Annotated in this window: 23 protein-coding genes; 9 read left to right on the forward strand and 14 right to left on the reverse strand. The window is 63.4% G+C overall.

Annotation, left to right across the window (positions count from 1 at the left end):
* Window positions 1-148: 148 nt before the first annotated feature.
* The 3 genes from DYI42_RS10795 to DYI42_RS10805 all read right to left on the reverse strand — a co-directional run bounded on the left by DYI42_RS10795 (window position 149) and on the right by DYI42_RS10805 (window position 2,293).
* Window positions 149-1,117, reverse strand: coding sequence for a DUF3179 domain-containing protein (locus DYI42_RS10795; protein ID WP_213545948.1), 969 nt, complete (start codon window positions 1,115-1,117; stop codon window positions 149-151).
* Between the two features lie 77 nt (window positions 1,118-1,194).
* Window positions 1,195-1,800 carry a peptidylprolyl isomerase gene (locus DYI42_RS10800; protein ID WP_213545949.1) on the reverse strand — a complete coding sequence of 202 codons (606 nt, stop codon included), beginning with the start codon at window positions 1,798-1,800 and terminating at the stop codon, window positions 1,195-1,197.
* Window positions 1,793-2,293 carry a peptidylprolyl isomerase gene (locus tag DYI42_RS10805; RefSeq protein ID WP_213545950.1) on the reverse strand — a complete coding sequence of 167 codons (501 nt, stop codon included), beginning with the start codon at window positions 2,291-2,293 and terminating at the stop codon, window positions 1,793-1,795. The genes DYI42_RS10800 and DYI42_RS10805 overlap by 8 nt, the downstream gene beginning before the upstream one ends.
* 117 nt (window positions 2,294-2,410) lie before the next feature.
* Between DYI42_RS10805 and DYI42_RS10810 the strand changes: the two genes are divergently transcribed.
* Entirely contained in the window at window positions 2,411-3,589 is a 1,179-nt protein-coding gene (locus DYI42_RS10810; protein WP_213545951.1) for a phosphoglycerate kinase, read from the forward strand.
* On the opposite strand, the gene DYI42_RS10815 is transcribed toward DYI42_RS10810, so the two are convergent.
* Window positions 3,586-5,031: a hypothetical protein gene (locus tag DYI42_RS10815; protein WP_213545952.1), complete on the reverse strand. Its 1,446-nt coding sequence runs from the start codon at window positions 5,029-5,031 to the stop codon at window positions 3,586-3,588. The two genes, DYI42_RS10810 and DYI42_RS10815, sit on opposite strands and share 4 nt — an antisense overlap.
* Window positions 5,032-5,196: 165 nt before the next feature.
* Here DYI42_RS10815 and DYI42_RS10820 point away from each other — a divergent pair, with 165 nt between their 5' ends.
* From DYI42_RS10820 to DYI42_RS10845, 6 genes are all read left to right on the forward strand, one after another.
* Window positions 5,197-6,090: a fructose bisphosphate aldolase gene (locus DYI42_RS10820; RefSeq protein ID WP_213545953.1), complete on the forward strand. Its 894-nt coding sequence runs from the start codon at window positions 5,197-5,199 to the stop codon at window positions 6,088-6,090.
* A gap of 161 nt (window positions 6,091-6,251) precedes the next feature.
* Entirely contained in the window at window positions 6,252-6,554 is a 303-nt protein-coding gene (locus DYI42_RS10825; RefSeq protein WP_213545954.1) for an FtsB family cell division protein, read from the forward strand.
* 203 nt (window positions 6,555-6,757) lie between these two features.
* Window positions 6,758-7,780 (forward strand): pyruvate dehydrogenase (acetyl-transferring) E1 component subunit alpha, encoded by a 1,023-nt coding sequence (gene pdhA, locus DYI42_RS10830; RefSeq protein WP_213545955.1) that lies wholly within the window; start codon window positions 6,758-6,760, stop codon window positions 7,778-7,780.
* Between the two features lie 15 nt (window positions 7,781-7,795).
* Window positions 7,796-9,187, forward strand: a complete 1,392-nt coding sequence (locus DYI42_RS10835) for a pyruvate dehydrogenase complex E1 component subunit beta (RefSeq protein WP_213545956.1) — start codon at window positions 7,796-7,798, stop codon at window positions 9,185-9,187.
* Window positions 9,188-9,199: 12 nt separating this feature from the next.
* Entirely contained in the window at window positions 9,200-10,531 is a 1,332-nt protein-coding gene (locus DYI42_RS10840; protein ID WP_213545957.1) for a pyruvate dehydrogenase complex dihydrolipoamide acetyltransferase, read from the forward strand.
* Window positions 10,532-10,585: 54 nt separating this feature from the next.
* Window positions 10,586-11,497 (forward strand): SPFH domain-containing protein, encoded by a 912-nt coding sequence (locus DYI42_RS10845; protein WP_213545958.1) that lies wholly within the window; start codon window positions 10,586-10,588, stop codon window positions 11,495-11,497.
* Here DYI42_RS10845 and DYI42_RS10850 read toward each other — a convergent pair.
* The gene (locus DYI42_RS10850; protein WP_244867839.1) at window positions 11,494-11,934 is read right to left on the reverse strand and encodes a DUF4174 domain-containing protein; all 441 of its coding nucleotides are present in this window, start codon (window positions 11,932-11,934) and stop codon (window positions 11,494-11,496) included. The two genes, DYI42_RS10845 and DYI42_RS10850, sit on opposite strands and share 4 nt — an antisense overlap.
* 161 nt (window positions 11,935-12,095) lie before the next feature.
* On the opposite strand from DYI42_RS10850, the gene DYI42_RS10855 reads away from it, so the two are divergent.
* A complete protein-coding gene (locus tag DYI42_RS10855; RefSeq protein ID WP_213545959.1) occupies window positions 12,096-12,548 on the forward strand; it encodes a hypothetical protein in 453 nt (150 codons plus the stop codon).
* Window positions 12,549-12,573: 25 nt separating this feature from the next.
* Here DYI42_RS10855 and cysE read toward each other — a convergent pair whose 3' ends face one another.
* Window positions 12,574-13,383 (reverse strand): serine O-acetyltransferase, encoded by an 810-nt coding sequence (gene cysE, locus DYI42_RS10860; RefSeq protein ID WP_213545970.1) that lies wholly within the window; start codon window positions 13,381-13,383, stop codon window positions 12,574-12,576.
* Window positions 13,384-13,471: 88 nt separating this feature from the next.
* On the opposite strand from cysE, the gene DYI42_RS10865 reads away from it, so the two are divergent.
* On the forward strand, window positions 13,472-13,813 hold the full coding sequence (locus DYI42_RS10865) for a TraR/DksA family transcriptional regulator (RefSeq protein WP_342344642.1): 342 nt from the start codon (window positions 13,472-13,474) through the stop codon (window positions 13,811-13,813).
* A 3-nt stretch (window positions 13,814-13,816) separates the two neighbouring features.
* On the opposite strand, the gene DYI42_RS24735 is transcribed toward DYI42_RS10865, so the two are convergent.
* Genes DYI42_RS24735 through DYI42_RS10900 form a run of 8 tightly spaced genes read right to left on the reverse strand, consistent with a single transcriptional unit; the run spans window position 13,817 to window position 21,668 of the window.
* Window positions 13,817-14,116 carry a DUF7742 family protein gene (locus tag DYI42_RS24735; protein WP_440870639.1) on the reverse strand — a complete coding sequence of 100 codons (300 nt, stop codon included), beginning with the start codon at window positions 14,114-14,116 and terminating at the stop codon, window positions 13,817-13,819.
* Window positions 14,116-14,826, reverse strand: a complete 711-nt coding sequence (locus DYI42_RS10870; RefSeq protein ID WP_213545960.1) for a DUF2793 domain-containing protein — start codon at window positions 14,824-14,826, stop codon at window positions 14,116-14,118. The genes DYI42_RS24735 and DYI42_RS10870 overlap by 1 nt, the downstream gene beginning before the upstream one ends.
* A complete protein-coding gene (locus DYI42_RS10875; protein WP_213545961.1) occupies window positions 14,819-18,751 on the reverse strand; it encodes a baseplate multidomain protein megatron in 3,933 nt (1,310 codons plus the stop codon). The genes DYI42_RS10870 and DYI42_RS10875 overlap by 8 nt, the downstream gene beginning before the upstream one ends.
* Window positions 18,751-19,212, reverse strand: coding sequence for an NlpC/P60 family protein (locus DYI42_RS10880; RefSeq protein ID WP_213545962.1), 462 nt, complete (start codon window positions 19,210-19,212; stop codon window positions 18,751-18,753). The genes DYI42_RS10875 and DYI42_RS10880 overlap by 1 nt, the downstream gene beginning before the upstream one ends.
* Window positions 19,205-20,149: a DUF2163 domain-containing protein gene (locus DYI42_RS10885; protein WP_213545963.1), complete on the reverse strand. Its 945-nt coding sequence runs from the start codon at window positions 20,147-20,149 to the stop codon at window positions 19,205-19,207. The genes DYI42_RS10880 and DYI42_RS10885 overlap by 8 nt, the downstream gene beginning before the upstream one ends.
* Window positions 20,146-20,778 carry a DUF2460 domain-containing protein gene (locus tag DYI42_RS10890; protein ID WP_213545964.1) on the reverse strand — a complete coding sequence of 211 codons (633 nt, stop codon included), beginning with the start codon at window positions 20,776-20,778 and terminating at the stop codon, window positions 20,146-20,148. Before DYI42_RS10890 ends, DYI42_RS10885 begins: the two co-directional genes overlap by 4 nt.
* 37 nt (window positions 20,779-20,815) lie before the next feature.
* A complete protein-coding gene (locus DYI42_RS10895; RefSeq protein WP_213545965.1) occupies window positions 20,816-21,481 on the reverse strand; it encodes a phage tail tape measure protein in 666 nt (221 codons plus the stop codon).
* A gap of 4 nt (window positions 21,482-21,485) precedes the next feature.
* Window positions 21,486-21,668 (reverse strand): phage tail assembly chaperone, encoded by a 183-nt coding sequence (locus tag DYI42_RS10900; RefSeq protein WP_213545966.1) that lies wholly within the window; start codon window positions 21,666-21,668, stop codon window positions 21,486-21,488.
* Window positions 21,669-21,805 lie beyond the last annotated feature (137 nt).

The following is a 21,805-nucleotide window of genomic DNA, read 5'->3' on the forward strand; positions in this document are numbered from 1 at the left end:
GAGCAATGGCGCCTAACCTGATGTTTTAAAAATTAAAAGCTTCATTAGAACACTCAGATCAAGGCCACACATCGCTGCGCCGCGGAAACTTTGCAAACCCCACATAAGATACTGATCTAGAAACATAAATCTCCGCGTTCACCAAATATCAACGCGTCTCGCCCATCATCCATTGACCGTCCGGATAAAACGCGTGAAACGCAAAGGCGAACATCAGGTCATGCGCCACGTCCCGCCCCTGCGCGTCGCGCACGCGGATATTGCCAACGTCCCGTCCCTTGGCGATGGCCGCGGTGTCGAGGGCGCTGGCCTGCCCCGCGCGCCAGCTGATGACGACCCCCGCCTCGCGAATCTCGCCAGCCTCCGCCACCCGGGGCAAAGGCCAGGCGCGGGTACCGACGCGCACGACACGCGCAAGGGCGGGCACGCCATGGGGCGGCATTTCACCATTGAAAAGAAAGGGATTTTTCGAGCGATCGTATCCGGCATAGGGGTTTCGCCCATAGGGCCTGCCATGGCGCGGTTCGGCCATCACCCGGCCCTTGGGATTGCGGGCTGCAAAGCTTTCCCAGCTCTCCATCCAGCTTGGCACCTGCCGCAGCTCCGTGCCCGTCAGCTCGCCCACGATGGCCTCCCCCACGGCCTGTTGCCACCAGCTCTCGGTCTGGCGATCATACATCACCATGTCGGAGTGCCGCAGCTTTCCGGTTACACCGAACTCCAGCACTTGCCCCCTCACCCGGCGGTCGAAGGCGAGGGCAGAATTGCAGAGCGGGCAATAGGTTACGGCAACCGGCACCCCCTGAAAGCGATCGTTCACGATCTCATGCCAGATCAGGTAGCGCAGCGGATAAGCCCGCGCCTTCTTACCGATTTCAAGGGTGATCACCGGCTCCCTCGCGGCCAGCCTCGCCCTCTCCACTGGGATGAACCTCGGTCCGGACAGCGCCGGTATCCCGTCCTTGCCCGGCCCGCCCGACATGATCTCCACCCAGCTCTCGACGCTGGTCTTCGAGAAGTCCGTGCGCGGCCATTCGTGCTTCCAGAAGCCCGGGTCGGCCAGCGCCGCCCCTGCGCTCAACAGCAGCCAAACCCCTGCCCGCAAAAGAAAACCCATGGCAGCCTCCCCCTTATTTCGGGTCAAGGATGCCATGGGCTGATCGTCTCACATAGCCCGCTCACGCAGGCTTGAGGTCACTCCTGAAGGATGACGCTCTCCATCACGTCGGGGTTTTCCACCACACCGCTGCCGGGCACGCCAAGGGTGATCTGGTCAACCACCTCCATGCCCTCGATGACATGGCCCACAACCGTGTAGGCCCCGTTCAGATGATCCGCCGGGGCAAACATGATGAAGAACTGGCTGTTCGCGCTGTCCGGATCGGCGGTGCGGGCCATGCCCACAGTGCCGCGCACATAGGGCTCATCGGAGAATTCCGCAGGCAGGTCAGGCAGATCCGAGCCGCCGGTGCCCGCGCGGCTCAGGTCTTCGCCCTTGCCGAACTGCACGTCACCGGTCTGGGCCATGAAGCCCTCCATCACCCGATGAAACACCACGCCGTCATAGGCCCCGGCCTCGGCCAGCGCGGTGATCCGCGCCACATGCTCGGGCGCCAGATCGGGGCGCAGGTCGATCACGATATCGCCCTTGCCTGCCACCGTGATCGCAATGTTCGGCCCGTCGGTGTCTTCCGCCGCCACGGCCTCTGTCACGGTGCCGTTGGTGAACAGGAAGAAGGCCGCCAAAAAGGCCAGCCCGACGGCGAAGATGCCGCCTGCAAAGACCCTGCCATCAGACATCGGCCGCCACCTTCACGCTCTTCATCACGCCCGGGTTCGCAGGCGGCTCGCCACGCGGGATCGCATCCACATGCTCCATCCCGTCGATCACCCGGCCATAGACGGTGTAATTGCCGTTGAGAAAGTGAACATCATCAAAACAGATGAAAAACTGGCTGTTCGCGCTGTCGGGGTTCTGGCTGCGCGCCGCGCCAAGAACGCCGCGATCGAACGGCAGCTTGTTGAACTCCGCCGGCACGTTGGGCAGATCGGAGCCGCCGGTGCCCGCGCGCCGGGTATCACCGCCCGCCTTGCCGTGGGCCACGTCCCCCGTCTGGGCCATGAAGCCCTCGATCACACGGTGAAACACCACGTTGTCATAGGCCCCGGCGCGGGCCAGCTCCTTCATCCGAGCTGAATGCTGCGGGGCCACGTCAGGCAGCAGCTCGACGGTCACGGTGCCGCCTTCGAGCTCGATCAGGATTGTGTTTTCGGGGTCTTTGATTTCGGCCATTCTCGCCTCCTCGGTCATAAGTCGCGCGCACCCTATGCGCCGCATCCTGAAAGGGAAAGCCCCGCGTTGACCCTGCCGTTCAAACCGGCGAGAACAAGACAACAGATGGAGGTGGTGATGGCCTGGAAAACCCTTGATGACATGGACTTGAAAGGCAAGCGCGTGCTGGTGCGGGTCGATATCAACGTGCCCGTGGACGATGGCAAGGTGACCGATACCACAAGGATCGACCGGATCGTTCCCACCGTGAAGGACATTCTCGCCAAGGGCGGCAAGCCGATCCTGCTGGCCCACTTCGGGCGCCCCAAGGGCAAGGTGGTGCCAGAAATGTCGCTGGAGGTCACCCTGCCCGCGCTCTCCGAGGCGCTCGGCCAAAAGGTTGCCTTCGCCGATGGCGGCTGGGATGCCGCCGTGGCCACGCTCTCCGAGGGCCAGGTGCTTCTGCTTGAAAACATGCGCTTCTTCCCTGGCGAAGAGGCCAACGACCCGGAGTTTGCCAAGGAGTTGGCCGCTCTGGGAGACATCTACTGCAACGATGCCTTCTCCGCGGCCCACCGCGCCCATGCCTCCACCGAGGGCGTCGCCCACCTGCTGCCCAGCTGCGTGGGCCGGAACATGCAGGAAGAGCTGGAAGCGCTCGAAGGCGCGCTTGGCGACCCGATCCGCCCGGTCGCCGCCGTGGTGGGCGGCGCGAAGGTGTCCACCAAGATCACCCTGCTCTCCAACCTGCTCGACAAGGTCGATCACCTGATCATCGGTGGCGGTATGGCCAACACTTTCCTGCTCGCACAGGGCCATGAGATCGGCCAGAGCCTCGCCGAAGCCGAGATGACCGGCACCGCATTGGAAATTCTCGAAAAAGCCAAAACCTCCGGCTGCCAGATCCACCTGCCGGTGGACGTGGTCGTGGCTGAGGAATTCAAGGCCCGCGCCCCGCATAAGGTCTGCCCCGCCGAGGAGTGTCCGAGCGAGGGCATGATCCTCGATGCCGGGCCGAAGACCGTGGCCAACATCTGCAAGGTCTTCGACGAAAGCGAAACCCTCATCTGGAACGGCCCGCTCGGCGCCTTCGAGATCATGCCCTTCGGCGCCGCCACCTATGCCGCCGCCCGCCAGGCCGGGGCGCTGACCGACAAGGGCGAGCTGATCACCGTGGCCGGCGGCGGCGATACCGTGGCCGCGCTGAACAACGCCAAGGCCAGTTACCAGTTCACCTATATCTCCACCGCCGGGGGCGCGTTCCTTGAGTGGATGGAGGGTAAGACCCTGCCCGGCGTGGCAGCGCTGGGGGGTTAACGCCGCACCCGCTGGGTTTCGATGACGAACTGATAAGGCACGTCGAGTGGCGGGCCGGAGGTTTGGCGCATCACGATATCAATGGCGTTCCCGACCACGATATTGGGGCCGATGATATCTCCAAGCGCGTAGAGGCCCGCCTGCGCAGCGCCGCTGAAGAGCCCCTGCCGATAGAGCCGCCGCACCCCGCCGGGCAACAGCACGTGCATCTCCACCGCAACGGCCTGGCCATCCACCAGCTCGGTCAGATCGACCCACCCGGCAAGGTCGAACGCGGCAGATCGCACCTCGACGGTCTCTTCATCATTGCCAGGCCTGGCTTCGAAAACGCCCTCTTCATAGACCATTATCCGCTTCAGATCGGCCAGGATCACCGGATCTTCGGGCGGTTCCTCGGGCGGGGGCCAGCCCGGTGGCCATTCGGGCGGCCATTCAGGCGGGTGGAAGATGTTGATGATCCAGACAATCAGGCGCTCCAACTCGTGGATCTCGTCCTTGATCGACACCGGCGGGATCGCCCGCTCGTGGCGCAGCCCGTCTGGCCCAACCGGGTGCAGCTCGCCCTCGGGCGGGGCGGGCGGCGGCGGGGCGATGCTGCCAAGGCAATCCCATTCGGTGTTGTAGAGCGTGCGCCCGAGCAGCTTGGTCAGGCAGTCGATCTGAAGGCGCAGATCATCGAGTTCCTTCCCGATCGAGTTGCCCCGGTTCTCGGTGTCATCGCGCGGATCGGTGATCAGCTTGTCGGCCCCGGCGCGAGGGAAATCGCCGCCATGGACGCGAGCCCAGAGATATTCGAGCTTGCGCTCGATATCCCACAGGAACCATAGCACCGATCCGCTCAACTCTGGCTCTTCCACCGGCCCGTCCACTGGCGGAATGCGCTCTGCCCCCTTCTTGTCGTCCACCTTCACCAGCGGCTTGCCCAGCACCTGATGCAGGAAGCGCTCGACCTTGGCCTCCAGTTCCTCAACGTCCAAGGTGAGTTCGTCGACCTTGTCAGGACCGCTGTCGATCAGTGTCTTGAGCTGGGGCAGCAGAATGGTGAGGTCTTTCAACACCGTCTTGAGCTTGCCGTCTCCCAGAAGCTCCACAATCTTCTTGAGGGCCGTCACGATCCAGTCCACCGCGGTGGAGAGCACCTTGGACCAGTCTACATCTTCCAGCTCGTCGCCCAGTTGCGACAGGGCCAGCGCCAGAAGCGGCGAGGTGCCCGCCAGGGCCAGGCCGCGCAGCATCGTGGCGCGGGCCTCGTCATCGCCCTCGGCCAGCGCCAGCGCTTCGCTCATCTCTTCGCGGATCGCATCGATACAGCCCTTCGCCGGCGCGCGCAGCCCCACGGCCAGCGGCCCCAGCGCGGCTTCGGCGAAGTAGCGCTCGGTCTCCTTGAGGATGCCTTCGACCTGTTCGAAAAACGCTTCCGGCTCGTGGCTACCATTCGCCATGGAACGCCCTCCTCTACCGCCTAAGGAATGTCAGGTGACATTATAGCACAAAACGCCGCGTTCGGTTAGCCGCGGCTTCAACCGGGACGTTAGCGCAACCACCTTTGCCTTCCCTCGCGGCCCCCGCTATCCCTCTGCACAAACGTCAATCACGAGGGACGACCCATGCCGAACGCCGAGCAGAAACAGAAGATCGCCGCGGGACAAGGCTTCATCGCCGCGCTCGACCAGTCGGGCGGTTCCACTCCCAAGGCGCTCAAGCTCTACGGCGTGGACGAAAGCCGCTACGGCACCGATGACGAGATGTTCGACCTGATCCACGACATGCGCTCGCGCATCGCCACCGCGCCCGCCTTCACCGGCGACAAGGTGATCGGGGCGATCCTGTTCGAGAAGACCATGGACCGCGATATCGCCGACAAGCCCGCGGCCCGGTTCCTGTGGGAAGAGCGCGGTGTTGTCCCCTTCCTGAAAATCGACAAGGGCCTCGAGGAAGAGGCGAACGGCGTGCAGCTGATGAAGCCCATCCCCGGCCTCTCGGAGTTGCTCACGCGCGCTGTCGAGAAGGGCATTTTCGGCACCAAGGAGCGCTCGGTGATCCACGCCGCCAACGCGGAGGGCATCGCCGCAAATGTGGCCCAGCAGTTCGAACTCGGCGCGCAGGTTGTCGAGCACGGCCTCGTCCCGATCCTGGAGCCCGAGGTGAATATCAACGCGCCCGACAAGGCCGAGGCGGAGGCGCTGTTGCTGGCCGAAATCGCCAAGCGGCTCGATGTCCTGCCCACCACCTCCGACATCATGCTCAAGCTGACCCTCCCCGAGGAGGCCAACCTCTACAAGCCGCTGGTCGATCATCCGCGCGTGCTGAAGGTGGTAGCCCTCTCGGGCGGCTATTCGCGCGACGAAGCCAATGCGAAGCTGGCCCAGAACACCGGCATGGTGGCCAGCTTCTCCCGCGCGCTGACCGAGGGGCTCTCCGATGGGCAATCCGACAGCGAGTTCAACACCACCCTCGGCGACGCGATCGGGGCAATCCACGCGGCCTCGATCGCCGGGTGAGCCTCGCCGCCCGCCCCTGCCCGGCGCGTTAACGAAATTGCCACAGCACGGGTGATAATTTCGTCGCGCCGGTTCATTAGGGGATTCACTTGGCGCCGCATTCGTGCAAATCTGCGTGGACGAGGCCCGCAAAGAGGCCCGCGCAAACGAGGCACGAGGGTATGAACTTTTCCCGCAGACGACCGGCTTTCGGTGTGGTGATCTATTTCGCCCTGACGCTGTCGCTCGGGCTCTATTTCACCTTCGCTGCCGTTCAGGGCGATTATGGCCTGTTCCGCCGCATCGAGATCGAGGCCGAAGCGAGCGAGCTTCAGGCAGAGCGCGATCGCCTCAAGACCGAGGTGGCGGTGTTGCGCAACAAGACGCACCGCATGTCGGACGACTACCTCGACCTCGACCTGCTCGACCAGCAGGCGCGCGACGTACTGGGGCTGATCCGCGCCGACGAGATCGTCATTCGCTGAGCTCGTCTCTGCGCTGCGGCATCGCGCGGTGCGCCCCCGCCCGCGTTCCATCCACCTCCGCTCCGGACGTTAACTCCCTGTCAACACAGGCGGAACACCGCCTGCTCCTCCTGCGTTAAAATTTCATGTGCATCCCCCGTAGGGCGATGATAAGACATGGTTCAACGTTAAACTAATTTCTGACTCGGGGAGGAGAGGCTGCCATGGCGGCTCGGAAGACCACCAGAAAGACACCCGCAAAATCCAACACATCCAAGGAAGAGCTGCTGGCCTACTACAAGGACATGCTGCTCATCCGTCGCTTCGAGGAAAAAGCCGGCCAGCTCTATGGCATGGGCCTGATCGGCGGCTTCTGCCACCTCTACATCGGCCAGGAAGCCGTGGTGGTGGGGCTGGAAGCTGCGGCGAAGGAGGGTGACAAGCGCATCACCTCCTACCGCGACCACGGCCACATGCTGGCCTGCGGGATGGACCCTAAGGGCGTCATGGCCGAGCTCACGGGCCGCGAGGGCGGCTACTCCAAGGGCAAGGGCGGCTCGATGCACATGTTCTCCAAGGAGAAGCATTTCTACGGCGGCCACGGCATCGTCGGTGCACAGGTGCCGCTCGGCGCGGGCCTCGCCTTTGCCGACAAGTATCTCGAAAACGGCGGCGTAACCTTTACCTACTTCGGGGACGGCGCGGCCAACCAGGGCCAGGTCTACGAGACATTCAACATGGCCGCGCTCTGGAAGCTGCCGGTGATCTTCGTCATCGAGAACAACCAGTACGCCATGGGCACCTCGCAGAACCGCTCCACCTCCACCGAAGACATCCACACCCGTGGCACTCCCTTCGGCATCCCCGGCGAGATCGTCGATGGGATGGACGTGCTGGCCGTCAAGGCCGCTGGCGAGAAGGCCGTGGAGCACTGCCGCAGCGGTGAAGGCCCCTACATTCTGGAAGTCAAAACATACCGGTATCGCGGCCACTCCATGTCGGACCCGGCCAAGTATCGCACCCGCGAAGAAGTGCAAAAGATGCGCGAGGAGCGCGACCCGATTGAGCGCGTCCGGGCGATGTTGCTGGAGGGTAAGCACGCCACCGAGGACGACCTCAAGGCCATCGACAAGGAGACAAAGGAAATCGTCAACGAAAGCGCCGAATTCGCCAAGGAGAGCCCCGAGCCCGCGCTCGAGGAGCTCTGGACGGACATCTACGCCGACGTGGCGCCGCAGGAAGCCTGAGGGGAGGACTGACAAATGGCAACTGAACTGCTCATGCCCGCGCTTTCCCCGACGATGGAGGAAGGCACGCTTGCAAAATGGCTGGTGAAGGAGGGCGACACCGTGTCGTCCGGCGATATCCTGGCCGAGATTGAAACCGACAAGGCCACGATGGAATTCGAGGCCGTGGATGAAGGCGTGATCGGCAAGATCCTCGTCTCCGAGGGCACCGAGGGCGTGAAAGTGAACACGCCGATCGCCGTGATCCTTGAAGAAGGCGAGGATGCCTCTGCCGCTGAGACTGTTTCGTCCAGCGGTGGTGAAAGTGCGGGCGCCGAGGAAGCGGCCGAGGAAAAGCCCTCTGCCCCCGCGGCTGCCAAGCCCGAGGCCGAGGCGCCGACGGAGCTCATGGTCGACAGTTCGCCCGACTGGCCCGAAGGCACCGAGATGGTGCAAACCACCGTCCGTGAGGCCCTGCGCGATGCCATGGCCGAGGAAATGCGCAGCGACGAGACGGTTTTCCTGATGGGTGAGGAGGTGGCCGAATACCAGGGTGCCTACAAGGTCAGCCAGGGGCTGCTCGACGAGTTCGGCCCCAAGCGGGTGATCGACACGCCGATCACCGAGCACGGCTTTGCCGGCATCGCCGTTGGCGCGGCCTTTGGCAGCCTGCGCCCGATTGTCGAGTTCATGACCTTCAACTTCGCCATGCAGGCGATCGACCAGATCATCAACTCGGCGGCCAAGACGCTGTACATGTCGGGCGGCCAGATGGGCGCGCCGATGGTCTTCCGCGGCCCCAATGGCGCCGCCGCCCGCGTCGCCGCCCAGCACAGCCATGACTACGCCGCCTGGTATGCCCAGGTGCCCGGCCTCAAGGTTGTGATGCCCTACTCGGCAGCCGACTACAAAGGCCTGATGAAGACCGCCATCCGCGACCCGAACCCGGTGATCTTCCTGGAGAACGAAATCCTCTACGGGCGCAGCTTCGATGTGCCCAAGCTGGATGACTTCACCATTCCCTTCGGCAAGGCGAAGATCTGGCGCGAGGGCACGGATGTGACCTTGGTCAGCTTTGGCATTGGCATGCAATATGCGCTGGAAGCCGCTGAAAAACTTGCAGAAGACGGGATAAGCGCCGAGGTGGTCGACCTGCGCACGCTGCGCCCGATGGATACCGCAACGGTGATCAAATCGGTCATGAAGACCAACCGCTGCGTGACCATCGAAGAGGGCTTCCCGGTCTGCTCGATCGGCAACCACATCTCGGCGGTGCTGATGCAGGAGGCGTTCGATTATCTCGACGCTCCGGTTATCAACTGCACCGGCAAGGATGTGCCCATGCCCTACGCGGCCAACCTTGAGAAGCACGCGCTGGTGACCACCGACGAGGTGATCGAGGCGGTGAAAAAAGTGACATACCGGTAAGGAGAGAGAGCGATGCCCACCGAAGTTCTGATGCCCGCCCTCTCGCCCACCATGGAGCAGGGCACCCTTGCGAAATGGCTGGTGAAGGAAGGCGATACCGTCTCGTCCGGCGACCTGTTGGCCGAGATCGAAACCGACAAGGCGACGATGGAGTTCGAAGCCGTTGACGAGGGCACTATCGGCAAGATTCTCGTCGAGGAAGGCACCGAGGGCGTGGCGGTGAACACCCCCATCGCGGTCCTGCTCGAAGAGGGTGAAAGCGCCGATGATATCGGTGCTGTCTCCTCTGGCGGCGGTGCCGCGAAAGAGGAGACAGCGGCTGAGCCCGAGAAGCAGGAACGCTCCGGTGAGCCTGCTTCGACGTCCTCCGGCGCGGTCGAGAAGTCCGACGTGAAGGCCCCGGCGGCCCCCGAGAAGGATGGCGAACGCGTGTTCGCCTCGCCGCTTGCGCGCCGGATCGCCAAGGAGAAGGGCATCGACCTGACCGCCATCAAGGGCTCCGGCCCCAAGGGGCGGATCGTGAAGGCCGATGTGGAAAGCGCCAAGCCCGGCGCTGCGCCTGCCAAGGAAGAGGCCAAGGCCCCTGCCCCGGCTGCCGCCCCTGCCCCGGCGGGCCCCTCTGCCGATGCCATCGCCAAGATGTACGAGGGCCGGGAGTACGAGGAGGTCAAGCTCGACGGGATGCGCAAGACAATTGCTGCGCGTCTCACCGAGGCCAAGCAGACCATTCCGCACTTCTACCTGCGGCGCGACATCAAGCTCGACGCGCTGCTGAAGTTCCGGAGCCAGCTGAACAAACAGTTGGAAGGCCGGGGTGTGAAGCTTTCGGTCAACGATTTTATCATCAAAGCCTGTGCCCTTGCGCTCCAGTCTGTGCCCGACTGCAATGCGGTCTGGGCCGGAGACCGGGTGCTGAAGCTGAAGCCCTCGGATGTGGCAGTCGCCGTGGCCATCGAGGGCGGGCTTTTTACCCCCGTTCTGAAAGACGCCGACACCAAGTCGCTCTCGGCTCTGTCCGCAGAGATGAAAGACCTGGCCACTCGTGCCCGCGACCGCAAGCTGGCGCCGCATGAGTACCAGGGCGGCACATTCGCCATCTCCAATCTCGGCATGTTCGGCATCGACAACTTCGACGCCGTCATCAACCCGCCGCACGGTGCAATCCTCGCTGTGGGTTCCGGCGTGAAGAAGCCCGTGGTGGGTGACGATGGCGAACTGACTGTGGCGACGGTCATGAGCGTTACGCTCTCGGTCGATCACCGGGTGATCGACGGGGCGCTTGGGGCTGAATTCCTCAAAGCGCTGACGGATAACCTCGAAAACCCCATGGTCATGCTGGCATGATATGGTTGGCGTTCCTATCTAAAGGGTAGGAACGCCACATTTTTTGGAGCCTTTATGGTCGAACTGATGGTTGTTGCCATTCCGCTGGTTATTGTGCTGGTCCTTCTGACCGTTGCCTGCACCGTCATCACCAAGCAGCAACATGTTCGGTTCATCGAGACCTTTGGGCGATACAGCGGCACCCGCGCTGCCGGCCTGTCCTTCAAGCTTCCCTACCCAATCCAGATCGCCACGCCGAACTTCTCTCTGAAAATCCAGGAAGTCGGGCAGGACGTCTCGGTAAAATCGAGTGACAACGCCTTCGTGATCGTGCCGATCCGGGTGCAGTACGCAGCAACCGAGGCGCGTGCGAACGATGCCTACTACCGCCTCGAGGATCCCGAGCGCCAGCTGACCTCCTACATCGTCAACCAGGTGCGCTCCACGGCAGCCGGGATGGAGTTTGCCGAATTGTTCTCTTCAAAAGACAGGTTCGAGGAAGATGTGGCAAGCACGCTCTCCGAACAGTTGAGCGGCTATGGATACAGCATCGAGAACGTCTTGGTCGATGACCCCCAACCTTCCGACGAGTTGCGCAAGGCGTTCGACAAGGTCCTAGCCTCGCGTCGGTTGCGGGAAGCCGCACAGAACGAGGGCGAGGCGGTCAAGATCAAGGCTATCCTGGAGGCGGAAGCCTCAAAGGACGCCATGATCCTCAAGGCTGAGGGCTATGCCGGATTCCGGGAAATCATCGCCAAAGGCAACGCTGCCGCGCTACAGGATTTCGTGGGAGAGACGGGCGTTCCGGCAACGGCTGTTCTGGATTTCTTCGCACATACGAATTCGATGGAAGCCCTGCGGGATGCCGCGAGCGCGGGCGGCAAAACCGTGCTGGTGACGGGTGAGAACCCCACGGCGGCCCATGGTCTTTTCGCAGATGAAAGTGCCGCTAAGCCGCGCCCCGATGTTGCCACGCACGAAGCCTAGTCTTCGCGCATCTCACGCTGTCGCATCGGCATGCTGTCGATCGTTTCGAACAGTGTCTCCACCCGAATCGGCGTGTCGGATCTCAGCTTGATGCCGCCATCCTTGCCAACGAGATACATGGCAAAGCCCATTGGCGCGAGGCGGGTGCGCAGGGCCGATGGGCTGGCGGGGTCGGTGTCGGTCAGGACCACGATGTCGCGCTCAGCCAGCCCATCAAAAGCGCCGCGAAGGGCCTCCACCGCTATGCGATACTGAGCGTCCTCTGGGTTGTCCGCGAACAGGAGCACCGGGCGGTTCTGCCAGCGATAGACCTTCAGCGCATTCGCTTCAGACGCCAGGCTTTGCACCAACTCCTGCGCGCCGGCACCGCCACCCAGCCCGACGGCCACGAGGGTGAGGGCGAAAGTGGCGGGGCGCGGTAGGGGCGAGAAGGTCATCGGTTGCTCCTGCATGAGGTCACCCTGTAAACGCGCACCCCGCAACAGCAGATCGCAACCTCACCTTGTTGTGACCAACCGCCACTCAGGATTCATTATTTTGCGAGAGAGCAGTTTCGGGCTACGCTGCTGCAATCATTTTAGAAAAAGAGACTTTATCCATGAAACCACCCACCTATGCCGAGGTCGAGGCTGTCGTCAAAGAGGTGCTCGCAGAGAGCGCCGCCTACAAGGCCCTCGCATATGCCCTTGGGGGCGTAGCGAACATCGCAGGCAAGATCCATTCCGCCATCGTCTCCATCGTGAAATCGACCGCGAGCGAGATCGGCGATATCGCCCGGCTCATCAAGGGTCGTGTCAGCGCCACCCTCACCAAGGTCCTTGGAAACGCGAAGACCCTCGTGGGCGTGCTGCTGGATTTTGTCGACCGTATCGTCGACAAGCTGGTCCGGGTCATGAAGGTTGCCGGGAAGACCGCAGCCAAGATCGGCAAGTTCGGCGCCAAGAAGGCCGTCGAGATGGGCAACACCGCCGAGAAGATCGCCCGCAAGATCACCAAGACCGGCGGCAAGCTGATCGACTTCGGCGAGGACGTGTTCGACGCGGTGTTCTGACTTCGCCCCTCGCTGCGCGCGTGCCTCAGTCGGCCCCGCCCAGAAGCTGGTTCATCGAGACGGAGGGCTGTGAGCAGCCCGCCTTGCCGACGATTTTCGCCGGCACGCCCGCCACGGTGCTTTCGGGCGGCACGTCATGCAGCACAACCGAGCCAGCGGCAATGCGCGAGCAACAGCCAACCTTGATATTGCCAAGCACCTTGGCGCCGGCACCGATCAGCACGCCATCACCAATCTTCGGATGGCGATCTTCATCCTCCTTGCCCGTGCCACCGAGCGTAACCGAGTGAAGGATGGAAACATTGTTCCCGACCACGGCGGTTTCACCGAAAACGATGGAATGGGCATGGTCGAGAAAGATGCCACGTCCGACGCGGCAGGCTGGATGGATATCGACACCGAAAGTTTCGGAAATGCGCATCTGGAAGAAATACGCCATGTCCTGCCGACCCTGTGTCCACAGCCAATGGCCAATGCGATAGGCCTGCACCGCCTGGTATCCCTTGAAGTACATCAGGGGTTGAAGGAAACGATGGCAGGCCGGATCACGCTCATAAACGGCGACGAGGTCCGCTCGGGCAGCCTGGCCGATCTCCGGGTCGGAAGCGTAGGCCTCATCTGCAATTTCGCGGAGGAGTTGTTCCGACATCTCGCCGGACGTCAGCTTCATCGAGATACGAAACGCCAGCGCCTGCTCCATTGACTTGTGGTGCAATACGCAGGAATGCATGAGCCCGCCAAGAAGCGGCTCGAGGCTGATGGCCTCTTCGCCTTCACGGATGATCCTGTCCCATACTGGATCGACTTCGCTCAGCTTACTCTTTGTCTGGGCCATGGCCATGTCCTTGCGCATCCTGCTAGCCTTCTAGCCCAGATAGGCCAGCTTGACCAATTGCAAAGGATAATGGGGAGGAAAACCGAAGATGATGAGTGAAGCGAAGCAACAAGGCTTCAAGACGCGTCTTCTGGCACGGCTGGACGAAATCGCGGCCGGTGAGGCGCTGGGGCGGGCGGGCAAGCAAGTGGTGAAACTCGATCAGCAGGCCGTCGGTCGCCTCAGCCGCATGGATGCCCTGCAGTCCCAGGCCATGGCTCAGGCCGCCAGCAGACTGCGCGCAGGCGAGGAACGCCGGGTAAGGGCAGCACTGGTGCGTATCAAAGAGGGCGAGTACGGCTATTGTGCAGAGTGCGGAGAATCCATTGCTTTGGCGCGGATCGAACACGACCCGGCCGTGGCATTGTGTATTTCCTGCGCTGGGAGCTAGGCCCTAAATCGCCAGCCCCCGCCCGGTCCGATACCTTGCCACCGCATCCAGCACCATCGCCCAACACTGGGCGTAGTCCAGGTCTTCAAACGTACGCGCAGGGTCACGCGGATACCGCGCAACAGCGGCGGCAAGGGTGCCGTCGCCCCACTGCGCGTGCGCCCGCCCGGTAACCTCTCTAAATCTGTCGGCAGCATCGGCGGACGCTATGAAGCGCAACAGCGCAACGCGCCTGGTACTGGCCGGCAACGGCAGCAAGACCCGCACCACCTCGCAAACATCGCTGTGGTGAAGCGGACGCATCAAAGGCCTGGCAGGTCGATCGTGTAATAGTGTGCCGCCAACCGGATGGCGCCACCGGCGAAGTCACCGCCAACAGCAGACAGCTTCAGAGCACCGGCGGAGTACCACGTGGTAGGCGTACCCAGCATGCCGGTGCAGTAAGACCCCTGCCCAAGGCCAAGGCCCGAGCCGAACTGGCTCTCGGAGCCCTCGATCCCAAGGGTCCAGCTCGTAAGGGATCCGGTGATCGCAGTCAGCACCCGGGCCGAGACGGCAAAGACCATCGCGTTGGCTGGAATCTGCGTCGCGGTCGTATTGGTCGCACCCGCCGAGATCACATGGTCAAACTCCAGGAGCGCCATCCGAGATGCCGCACCGGAGGGGCTGGCGGCCATCAAAGGCGGTTGCCACTCGGTCCCATCCCAGAGCGCATCCGTCGCGGTGTCCACAATCCAGGCCCGCCAGCCGACCTGCGGCAGCAGAAAAACCCAGCCACCGTTGTCGCCAATGGCAATCTGCCCCGACTGCCCCGCCCATCCGTTGACGGCCCCCGCAGGCACAAACCAGCACTCTCCATCTACCACGACGGTGGGCGGAACGGATGTCGAAACGGACTGAAGTCGCAGCTGCGCCAACCCGTCGAGGCGCATCAGGGCGGCGTTCACCGTCACGTGCTTCTGCGCCTGGCTGGCCTGAACCATGGGCAACTTAAGCTGGGTTGTCTCATTCATGGATGTCTACCTTTCCAAAAAGCCCAGGCCCGAAACGCTCGGAAACCTGTGCAACATGAACTTCGAAAGCCCCTGTCACCCCGTCTGCGCTCTGCAAGGCGGCTGTGTAGGCCCACGCCGGGGTGTCCAATGAAACTTCGCGCTTGACGGCACCGGAGTGGACGACCCGAAGCAGATATGCCTCGCTCACCTCGCCCAGGGGCACCTCTGAAACCTCCCAGCCATCTCCATCAATCCGCGTCCGGCGGATCCAGCTGAGGTGAAGATCACCGGCCTCGTCCTTGCGACCGGAAAGATGGACGGGCGCGTAGGGCCTCAGGCCGTTGCCGTCAAAGGCCTCCTGCCGCTCCACGTAGGACGGATCAGTGTAGGGCCGACCAGCCGGGCCAATCCGGTAACTGCGGGAAAGGCGTCGGGAGGAGCTGGCCAGTTCGATCTGCCCAAGGCTCCCGTTCAGCAAGACCACGAGGCTGCCGACGGGCCATTCATCCGGCATCAGGGCATCACTGCCCAGCTGTCCCCGCAAACGCATGCTCAACTCGTAGGTGTTGCCGGCGATCAGCTCTGCGTTCGCAAACTGGAAGATCTCCCAGTTGCCCGCGCTCCCATCGCCGATGGCCATGGCGTTGGCACCGGACAGAACCTGTGCTTCTGACGCCGAAGAGAGTGCGCCCGCACTGAGCCTCACCCTGAGCGGCACGCCCCGCTCCCACAGGCCGGGACGCCCCCGCGCGAGTGCCGTCTCCGTCACGCCTATTGTCGCCCGCGCGGAGATCAAACGGTTCAACTCGTAGTCGAGACCGGTAGATGACCCATATACCGCGACGGTGCCGTGCCAGGGCCGCGCCGTGGCCGCGACATGAGGCGCATGCTCCACTTCGTCTCCGGTCAACAGCGGGAGATCAAGGAAGAGCGGAAAGACGGGAAGAGGTGGCACGAATGGCTCGATGGTCGCAGGATCCTCGATCGCGTCACTGGGCTTGTAGATGTTGGGTTCCACCCGGACCGCGTCGATGATCTGGCTGGCCGCCTGCTCCACCCGATCCACCCTGTAATGGGCCATTCGCCCCTCGGTCGGCAGGGTGACCACATCGCCGGCCCCGATGGAGAGCATGGACGGAGGCAGGGCAAAGCGAGCTGTATCCCGCGCCACCCGGCTTTCCGAAAGCCACCGCTCAACGATCCCCTTCGCCTCGGCTTGCGTGAGGGCCAGAGGCAACTCCGACTGTGACACCGCGAAGCTCTCCTCATCCGGAAAGATTGCCTCTACAGCGCGCGCCTCATAGGCTCCGTTGTTCTCGACGTAGTTCAAACGCACTTTTCCGGCGGTCTCGGCAGAAGGCGCACGAACAAGCGTGATGTCCGCGTCCAGATCCTGGGTCACCGCGAGCGTATCGCGGCTGATCTCAGCGTCGCTGCGGCCAGTGCGGCTCTCAAAACGCAGCTGCCCTTCGCGCTCCACGGCATCGAACCCGAAGGCCAGCATCAACGGTTGCAAGGCGGAGCGCGCGCCAGACAGCTCCGTGATCGTGTAGCCGCGAACCAAACCGAACAGTGAGCGCAAGTCGAGCGCATCCAGGGCGAGGCCGGACCGGAGACATATTTCGGCAACAACCGCGGGCAGCGCCTCGGTGGTCACGCGACCGTTGAGCCAATGCCCCCTCGCGTAGTTCTCCCCGTCGCTCCAAATATCCAGGGCTGCCGGAAAATAGGGGAACGGTCGCGCATCCCAGGCCCAGACATGCGCCCGGCTCATATCCACCATTGTCCCCCCGTACTCTGAGGAGACAGGGTTTTGCGCCGGATCCTCGAAATGCGCCGTCATCGCGCGAAGGTACTGGGCCTGGATCAGGTCGTCGCGTGTGCCGTCCGAGTAATGTGGCAGCCCGCTCTCGGAGCTCTTCGCATCCAGAAACTTGTTTGGCTGGTTGGTGCCCTTGTCCAGCGCCGCGCAGCCCAACTCGGTGAACCATATGGGCTTGGCTTCGGGGAGCCACGCAGTCGGCGTCGCCTGCCGCACCCCTCCGATCCGCTCATGATGCGTGTTCTGCCACCAGCCCTTCAGATCCTTGTAACGGAAGACCCAGTTTTCTCCATGTGCCACATCGGCAATTGGAGTGCGCACCTGTGCGTCGCGCGCCGCATCGTGGGCATAGTACCAGTCAAAGCCCTCGCCGCCCGCAACGTTGGCTTTCAGATAGTCGAGGTTATAGATGGCGCCAGCCGCAACGTCGGCATGGTCATCACCGTCCCGCCAATCCGAGAGCGGCATGTAATTATCGATTCCAATGAAATCGATGCTGGCATCCGCCCAGAGCGGGTCGAGATGAAAATAGACATCGCCTGAACCGTCCTGTGGATGATAGCCGAAGTACTCACTCCAGTCTGCCGCGTAGCCAATCTTGCACGCCGGCCCGAGAATGTCGCGCAACTCGCTCGCAAGATCCTGCATTGCAGCAACCGCCGGAAACCCGGCCGCGCCCCGGATCTGGGTCAGGCCGCGCATCTCGGAGCCGAGGCAAAACGCATCCACGCCGCCCGCGGCAACGCAGAGATGAGCGTAGTGCAGAATAAACCGCCGGAACGACCACTCGTTCGGCCCCGCATAGCTCACACGCGTTCCGTTTACGCTGAAGTCCAAAGCGGAGGCACTGCCGAAGAAGTCGGCCACTTCGGCATCGGCGGCTGCCGTCCCGTCCGGCGAGCCGGCGCGCCCGGCAGCCACCGATTGCGTGATCCGTCCGCGCCAAGGCAGTTTCGGTTGATCGCCTGCACCGCTCCACGGGTCCGGGAGCCCGTTGCCTTCAAGCTGATCCATCAGGATGAACGGGTAGAAAACCAACTCCTGGCCGGAGTCCCGCAGCGCGGTGATCGCTTCCACAACGGCCTCGTCAGCCGGTGTTCCGCCATAAATCGGTCGTCCGTCCTCGTTCTGAGGCGTCAGCCCCGCCGTGGCGCGCGTTTCATCGCTGACACGCCATGCCATCGGTTTTCCATCAAAGTCCGCCTGTTCCACCTTGGGCCTGATCTGACAGGTCCCGCAGCGCAGATCATCTCCAAACCAACTGACCACGAGCGAGACCGAGCCGCAGGCGGGAAGCTCTTCGTCAAGGGTGCCGATGGACAGCGCGAAATCCGTTTGCCCGGTCGGGTTGTTCACATTGGCCGATTGGGTCTCACCCAGCCCGAAATCGTAATGAACTGGCGTCGTTGCCAATGCGTATTCCCCGGTGCCCGGAACGAGGGCCACCGCCTGCACGACCCGGCTCAGGCTTCGGGCCTCCGGGGTATCGACCTCCTCGCCGACCGGGCGCACAACCTCGAACGAAAGCTGAGGCACCCGGTTGCCGAAATCACCCAACTCGAGATCCTCGATCACGACATAGGCCACGCCCCGATACGCCGGAACGCGCCCTGCCCCCTCGATGGCCTCCATCTTCGGGTCCGGAAGCTGCTCCTCGCTACCGGTGTAGACACGCATGTTCAGATCGTCCGGAGCAAGTTCGACCCCATCTGCCCAAACGCGCCCAACCCGGCTGATTTCCCCCTCGCAAAGGGCTACCGCCAGGCTGATCGAATAGGAGTAGCTGCGCACCGTCGGTCCGCTGGGGGCCCCCTTGCCGCCCGTGCTCTCGTCGCGCACCGTTTCCTTGAATTGGGTCGCCCAGATCACCTGCCCGCCAATGCGCATCCGCCCGTAGAGCTGCCCGATCGGAGCACCCTCGCTTGCGCCGGTAACGCGGAAGCGCTCCACCTTGCCGGTTTCAACAACCTGGCTCCCCTGCCCCATCAGACGCTGGTCGATGACCCGCCCCAAGGTGGCCCCGATCGCGCGGCCAATGACAGCGCCGGAAAGCCCCAGAAAGGTGCCCCCAAAGGTCGAGCCAAGCGCAGCCCCCGCAGCGGAAAGTACAATCGTTGCCATCAGTTACCCCCTTCGGGAAATTCGAACCTCGCCACCACGCGCCGCTCCCAGGCCCGGGTAAACGAGCTTTCCACCACTCCGTGGCCGGAAAATGCATGGATAAATGAGGCATTGCCGCCGACGCGCGCCTGAATGCCCAGATGCTTGGCGACCGCGCCGCTCCGCATCCGGAAGAGAACCACGTCACCAGGGGCGGGCGCCTCACTCGCCGCCTTCTCACGCAGATGCCGCCGCGCAGCCGCCCAGAGCACCTCTTCGCGCGACGTCTCCGACCAGTCGCGGCTATAGGCCGGAACCGGCTCCGGCTCGCACCCCCACAGGTCGCGCCAGATCCCCCGCAGAAGCCCGAGGCAGTCGCAGCCGGCACCCCGGCAAGAGGCCTGATGGCGGTAGGGCGTTCCGACCCACCGCCGTGCTTCCGCAACGGCTCGATGTGGCCCGCAGCTCTCCCGCTTATCCATCCAGAGTGCCTCCCAGACCGGCGAACAAGCGGCTCCCAAACTTGCTTCCCCCTTCGTTCTGACCGCTGCGTTTGGGGTAGCTCATCAGCCAGTCCTCGCCCGGGATATGTGGAAAGCCCCTGAAGTTCAGGAAATTGTCAAACCTCAGTCGACAGGTCTCTTCGCGCTTGTCACATCCCGCTTCCAGTCGAACGATGTCACCCGCCGCGATCTGCCCCGGCAGTTTCTGCCACAGCTCCACCACCCGGCCACTGTTGGAGAGCGTGTCGTTCTTGATGATCCCAACCAGACCGGCCGACTCCCCGGTCAAAACGCGCAGCCTGCCGCGTTCGAACCACCGCAGGTCAAACTCATCCATGCCCTCAAACCGAAACACCCGCCCGTCATCCACGGCCTCAGCCGGCACTTCCGCCGCGTATCCGGGGGCAGTCAGGTCAAACCGGCACATTCCGTCCCCCAGCACGGCAGAGCACTGCGGCTGATAAACCCGCCCCTGCGGCTGGTTGAGCGTTTCGGTCAGCCCCCGCAGCTCTGCCTCGAAGGCGCCGTTCGACCGCGAAACCTCGCCAATCGTTCCGCGAAACAACAACAGTCGGGCTGAAGGATCGGTCCAGTTGACCATCCACGCGCGCACCTCCGCACCGTCATAGCGACCGGCCTGAAGATCTTCCTCGGTGATCGCCTCGCTCATCAGGGCACCCAAGGCCTCGGTGTTGTCCACCGACAGCCCGGTGCCCTGCACCAGGGCCTTGGCAGTCAGGCCCGTGTTCGCCCGAAAGGAGATACCATCGAACGAGAGGCTCTCATCATGATCGGTGAAGCCCAGCACCTCGCCCTCGGCCCGCGTCACGGACCAGCACCTGCACACCGTCGTGATGCCGCCGCCCAGATGCGCATGAAGCGCCTCTGCCGCTTCCGTAGCCTCCGCCCCACTCACAGCCGCAACTCCACCACCGGCACCGTCGGAACGTCACCCGCCTTGAAGCTGGCCACGCTAGTCTGGATGCGATCGGTGTCGAAGCGCACCGGCACGTCAAATTCAAACCCGGCCGTCACTGAGAAGCCGATCGATGGCGCATCCTCGAAGGTAATGATGCCCGTCGTGGCATCGACCTCGAAGTGCAGCCCCTCGCGATAATAGGTGCCCTCGATCCCGGCGGTGACGGATCCGGCCACCGGCTTGGTGATCGGGCGGGTATAGGAGGCCCCGCCCGAGCTGTAGGACTTCGAGAGCTGAAAGCTCCGTGTCACGCCGTCGCCGGTGGCGATCACCTCGTCCCGCCAATCCGGCGTGCCGCTCGCCTTTCCGGTCTTGTAATCTGACCAGTCTTTCCAGCGAAACCCGTAGAGCTGGCCCCGGCGCGCCTCGAAGAAAGCCAACAGCGTTTCCACGTCATCCAGCGAGCGCATGCCCAAGCCCGCGTCATACCGGCGGCGCGAATGCGCCCAGGGGGTGTTGCGTTCCTCGTAGCCGTTCGCCAGCGTCACGATCTCCGTTCGCCGCTCCGGCCCGCCCACCGAGCCAAAGCTCAAGCTCGCCGGGAATCGCACCTCGTGAAATCCCATCACTCCATCCTTCCAATTGCTGCTCTCGGTCGTGCCGTCAGCGGTTGCGCTGCCCCTGCGAAAGCGCGCGCGTCATCTGCGCGGCCACCTGGGCCCGGCTCCGCTCAAAACCGCGCACGTCCGGCGTCGAGATGTTCATGACCACGTTGATCGGTCGCGCGCCCGCCCCTTGCGTCTTCACGCCCAGCGAGCCATCGGCGCCGCGTGCCAGCGGCATGATCGCCTCGGGCCCGGCTTCTCCCATCAGGCCGTGCCCGTTGCGCATCGGGAAGTACGTAGGCGAAGACACCACGCCGCCCCGCGCGAAAGGCTGCACCCGCCCCTGCGAAAAACTCCCGCCCTTTTCGAAGGCCAGACCCCCGGTGATGAAACTCTCCACCCCCTGCCCGATCAGGCTGCCGAAGTGGTTGGTGATGGGCTTCATCGCGGCGTTGTAGGTTGCGTTGATCATCGACTCTGCAACCGTGCGCAGCGCCTCCGAAAGCCGCATGCCGTCAAAGATCAACCCGTCGAACGCCTTGCGCAGCCCGCGCCCGATCTGGCTCGAGAGCTGACCGACATTGGCCTGCGTCACGGTCAGGCTCGATTGCATCCGCATCAGTTCACTATCAAAAGCCGCCGCCATCTGCGCGGCTCCGGTAAAGGCGCTTTCAAGCGCGTCCACCTGCGCCTCCAGGGCATCGGCCCCGTCCATGTCTGCCATCGCATCATTCCTTTGGTCTGTCTGGGAAGGCCTCGGCCAGCTCGGCCAGCCGGGCCCGTGTCAGTGGCGGCGCCGCGCCTTCCAGGCCGAGCATCACCATCAGCTCCACCGGGGTGAGCGCCCAGAACTCTGCCGGCTTCAGCCGCAACTCCAGAAGCCCGCGGCGCAAGAGCCCGCCCCAATCCATGTCAGCTGCTCTTCGGCATGGCGAAGGCACGCGCCAACAGCTCCGCCGCAACCCGCGCCGCCTCAACCGGTCCGCCACCGATCTCGACAGTGCGCAGATCGGCGGCCTTGCCCCTGTCTCTTATACACCTCTGACGC

This window comes from Vannielia litorea, assembly GCF_018424695.1.
Taxonomy (GTDB): Bacteria; Pseudomonadota; Alphaproteobacteria; order Rhodobacterales; family Rhodobacteraceae; genus Vannielia; species Vannielia litorea_A.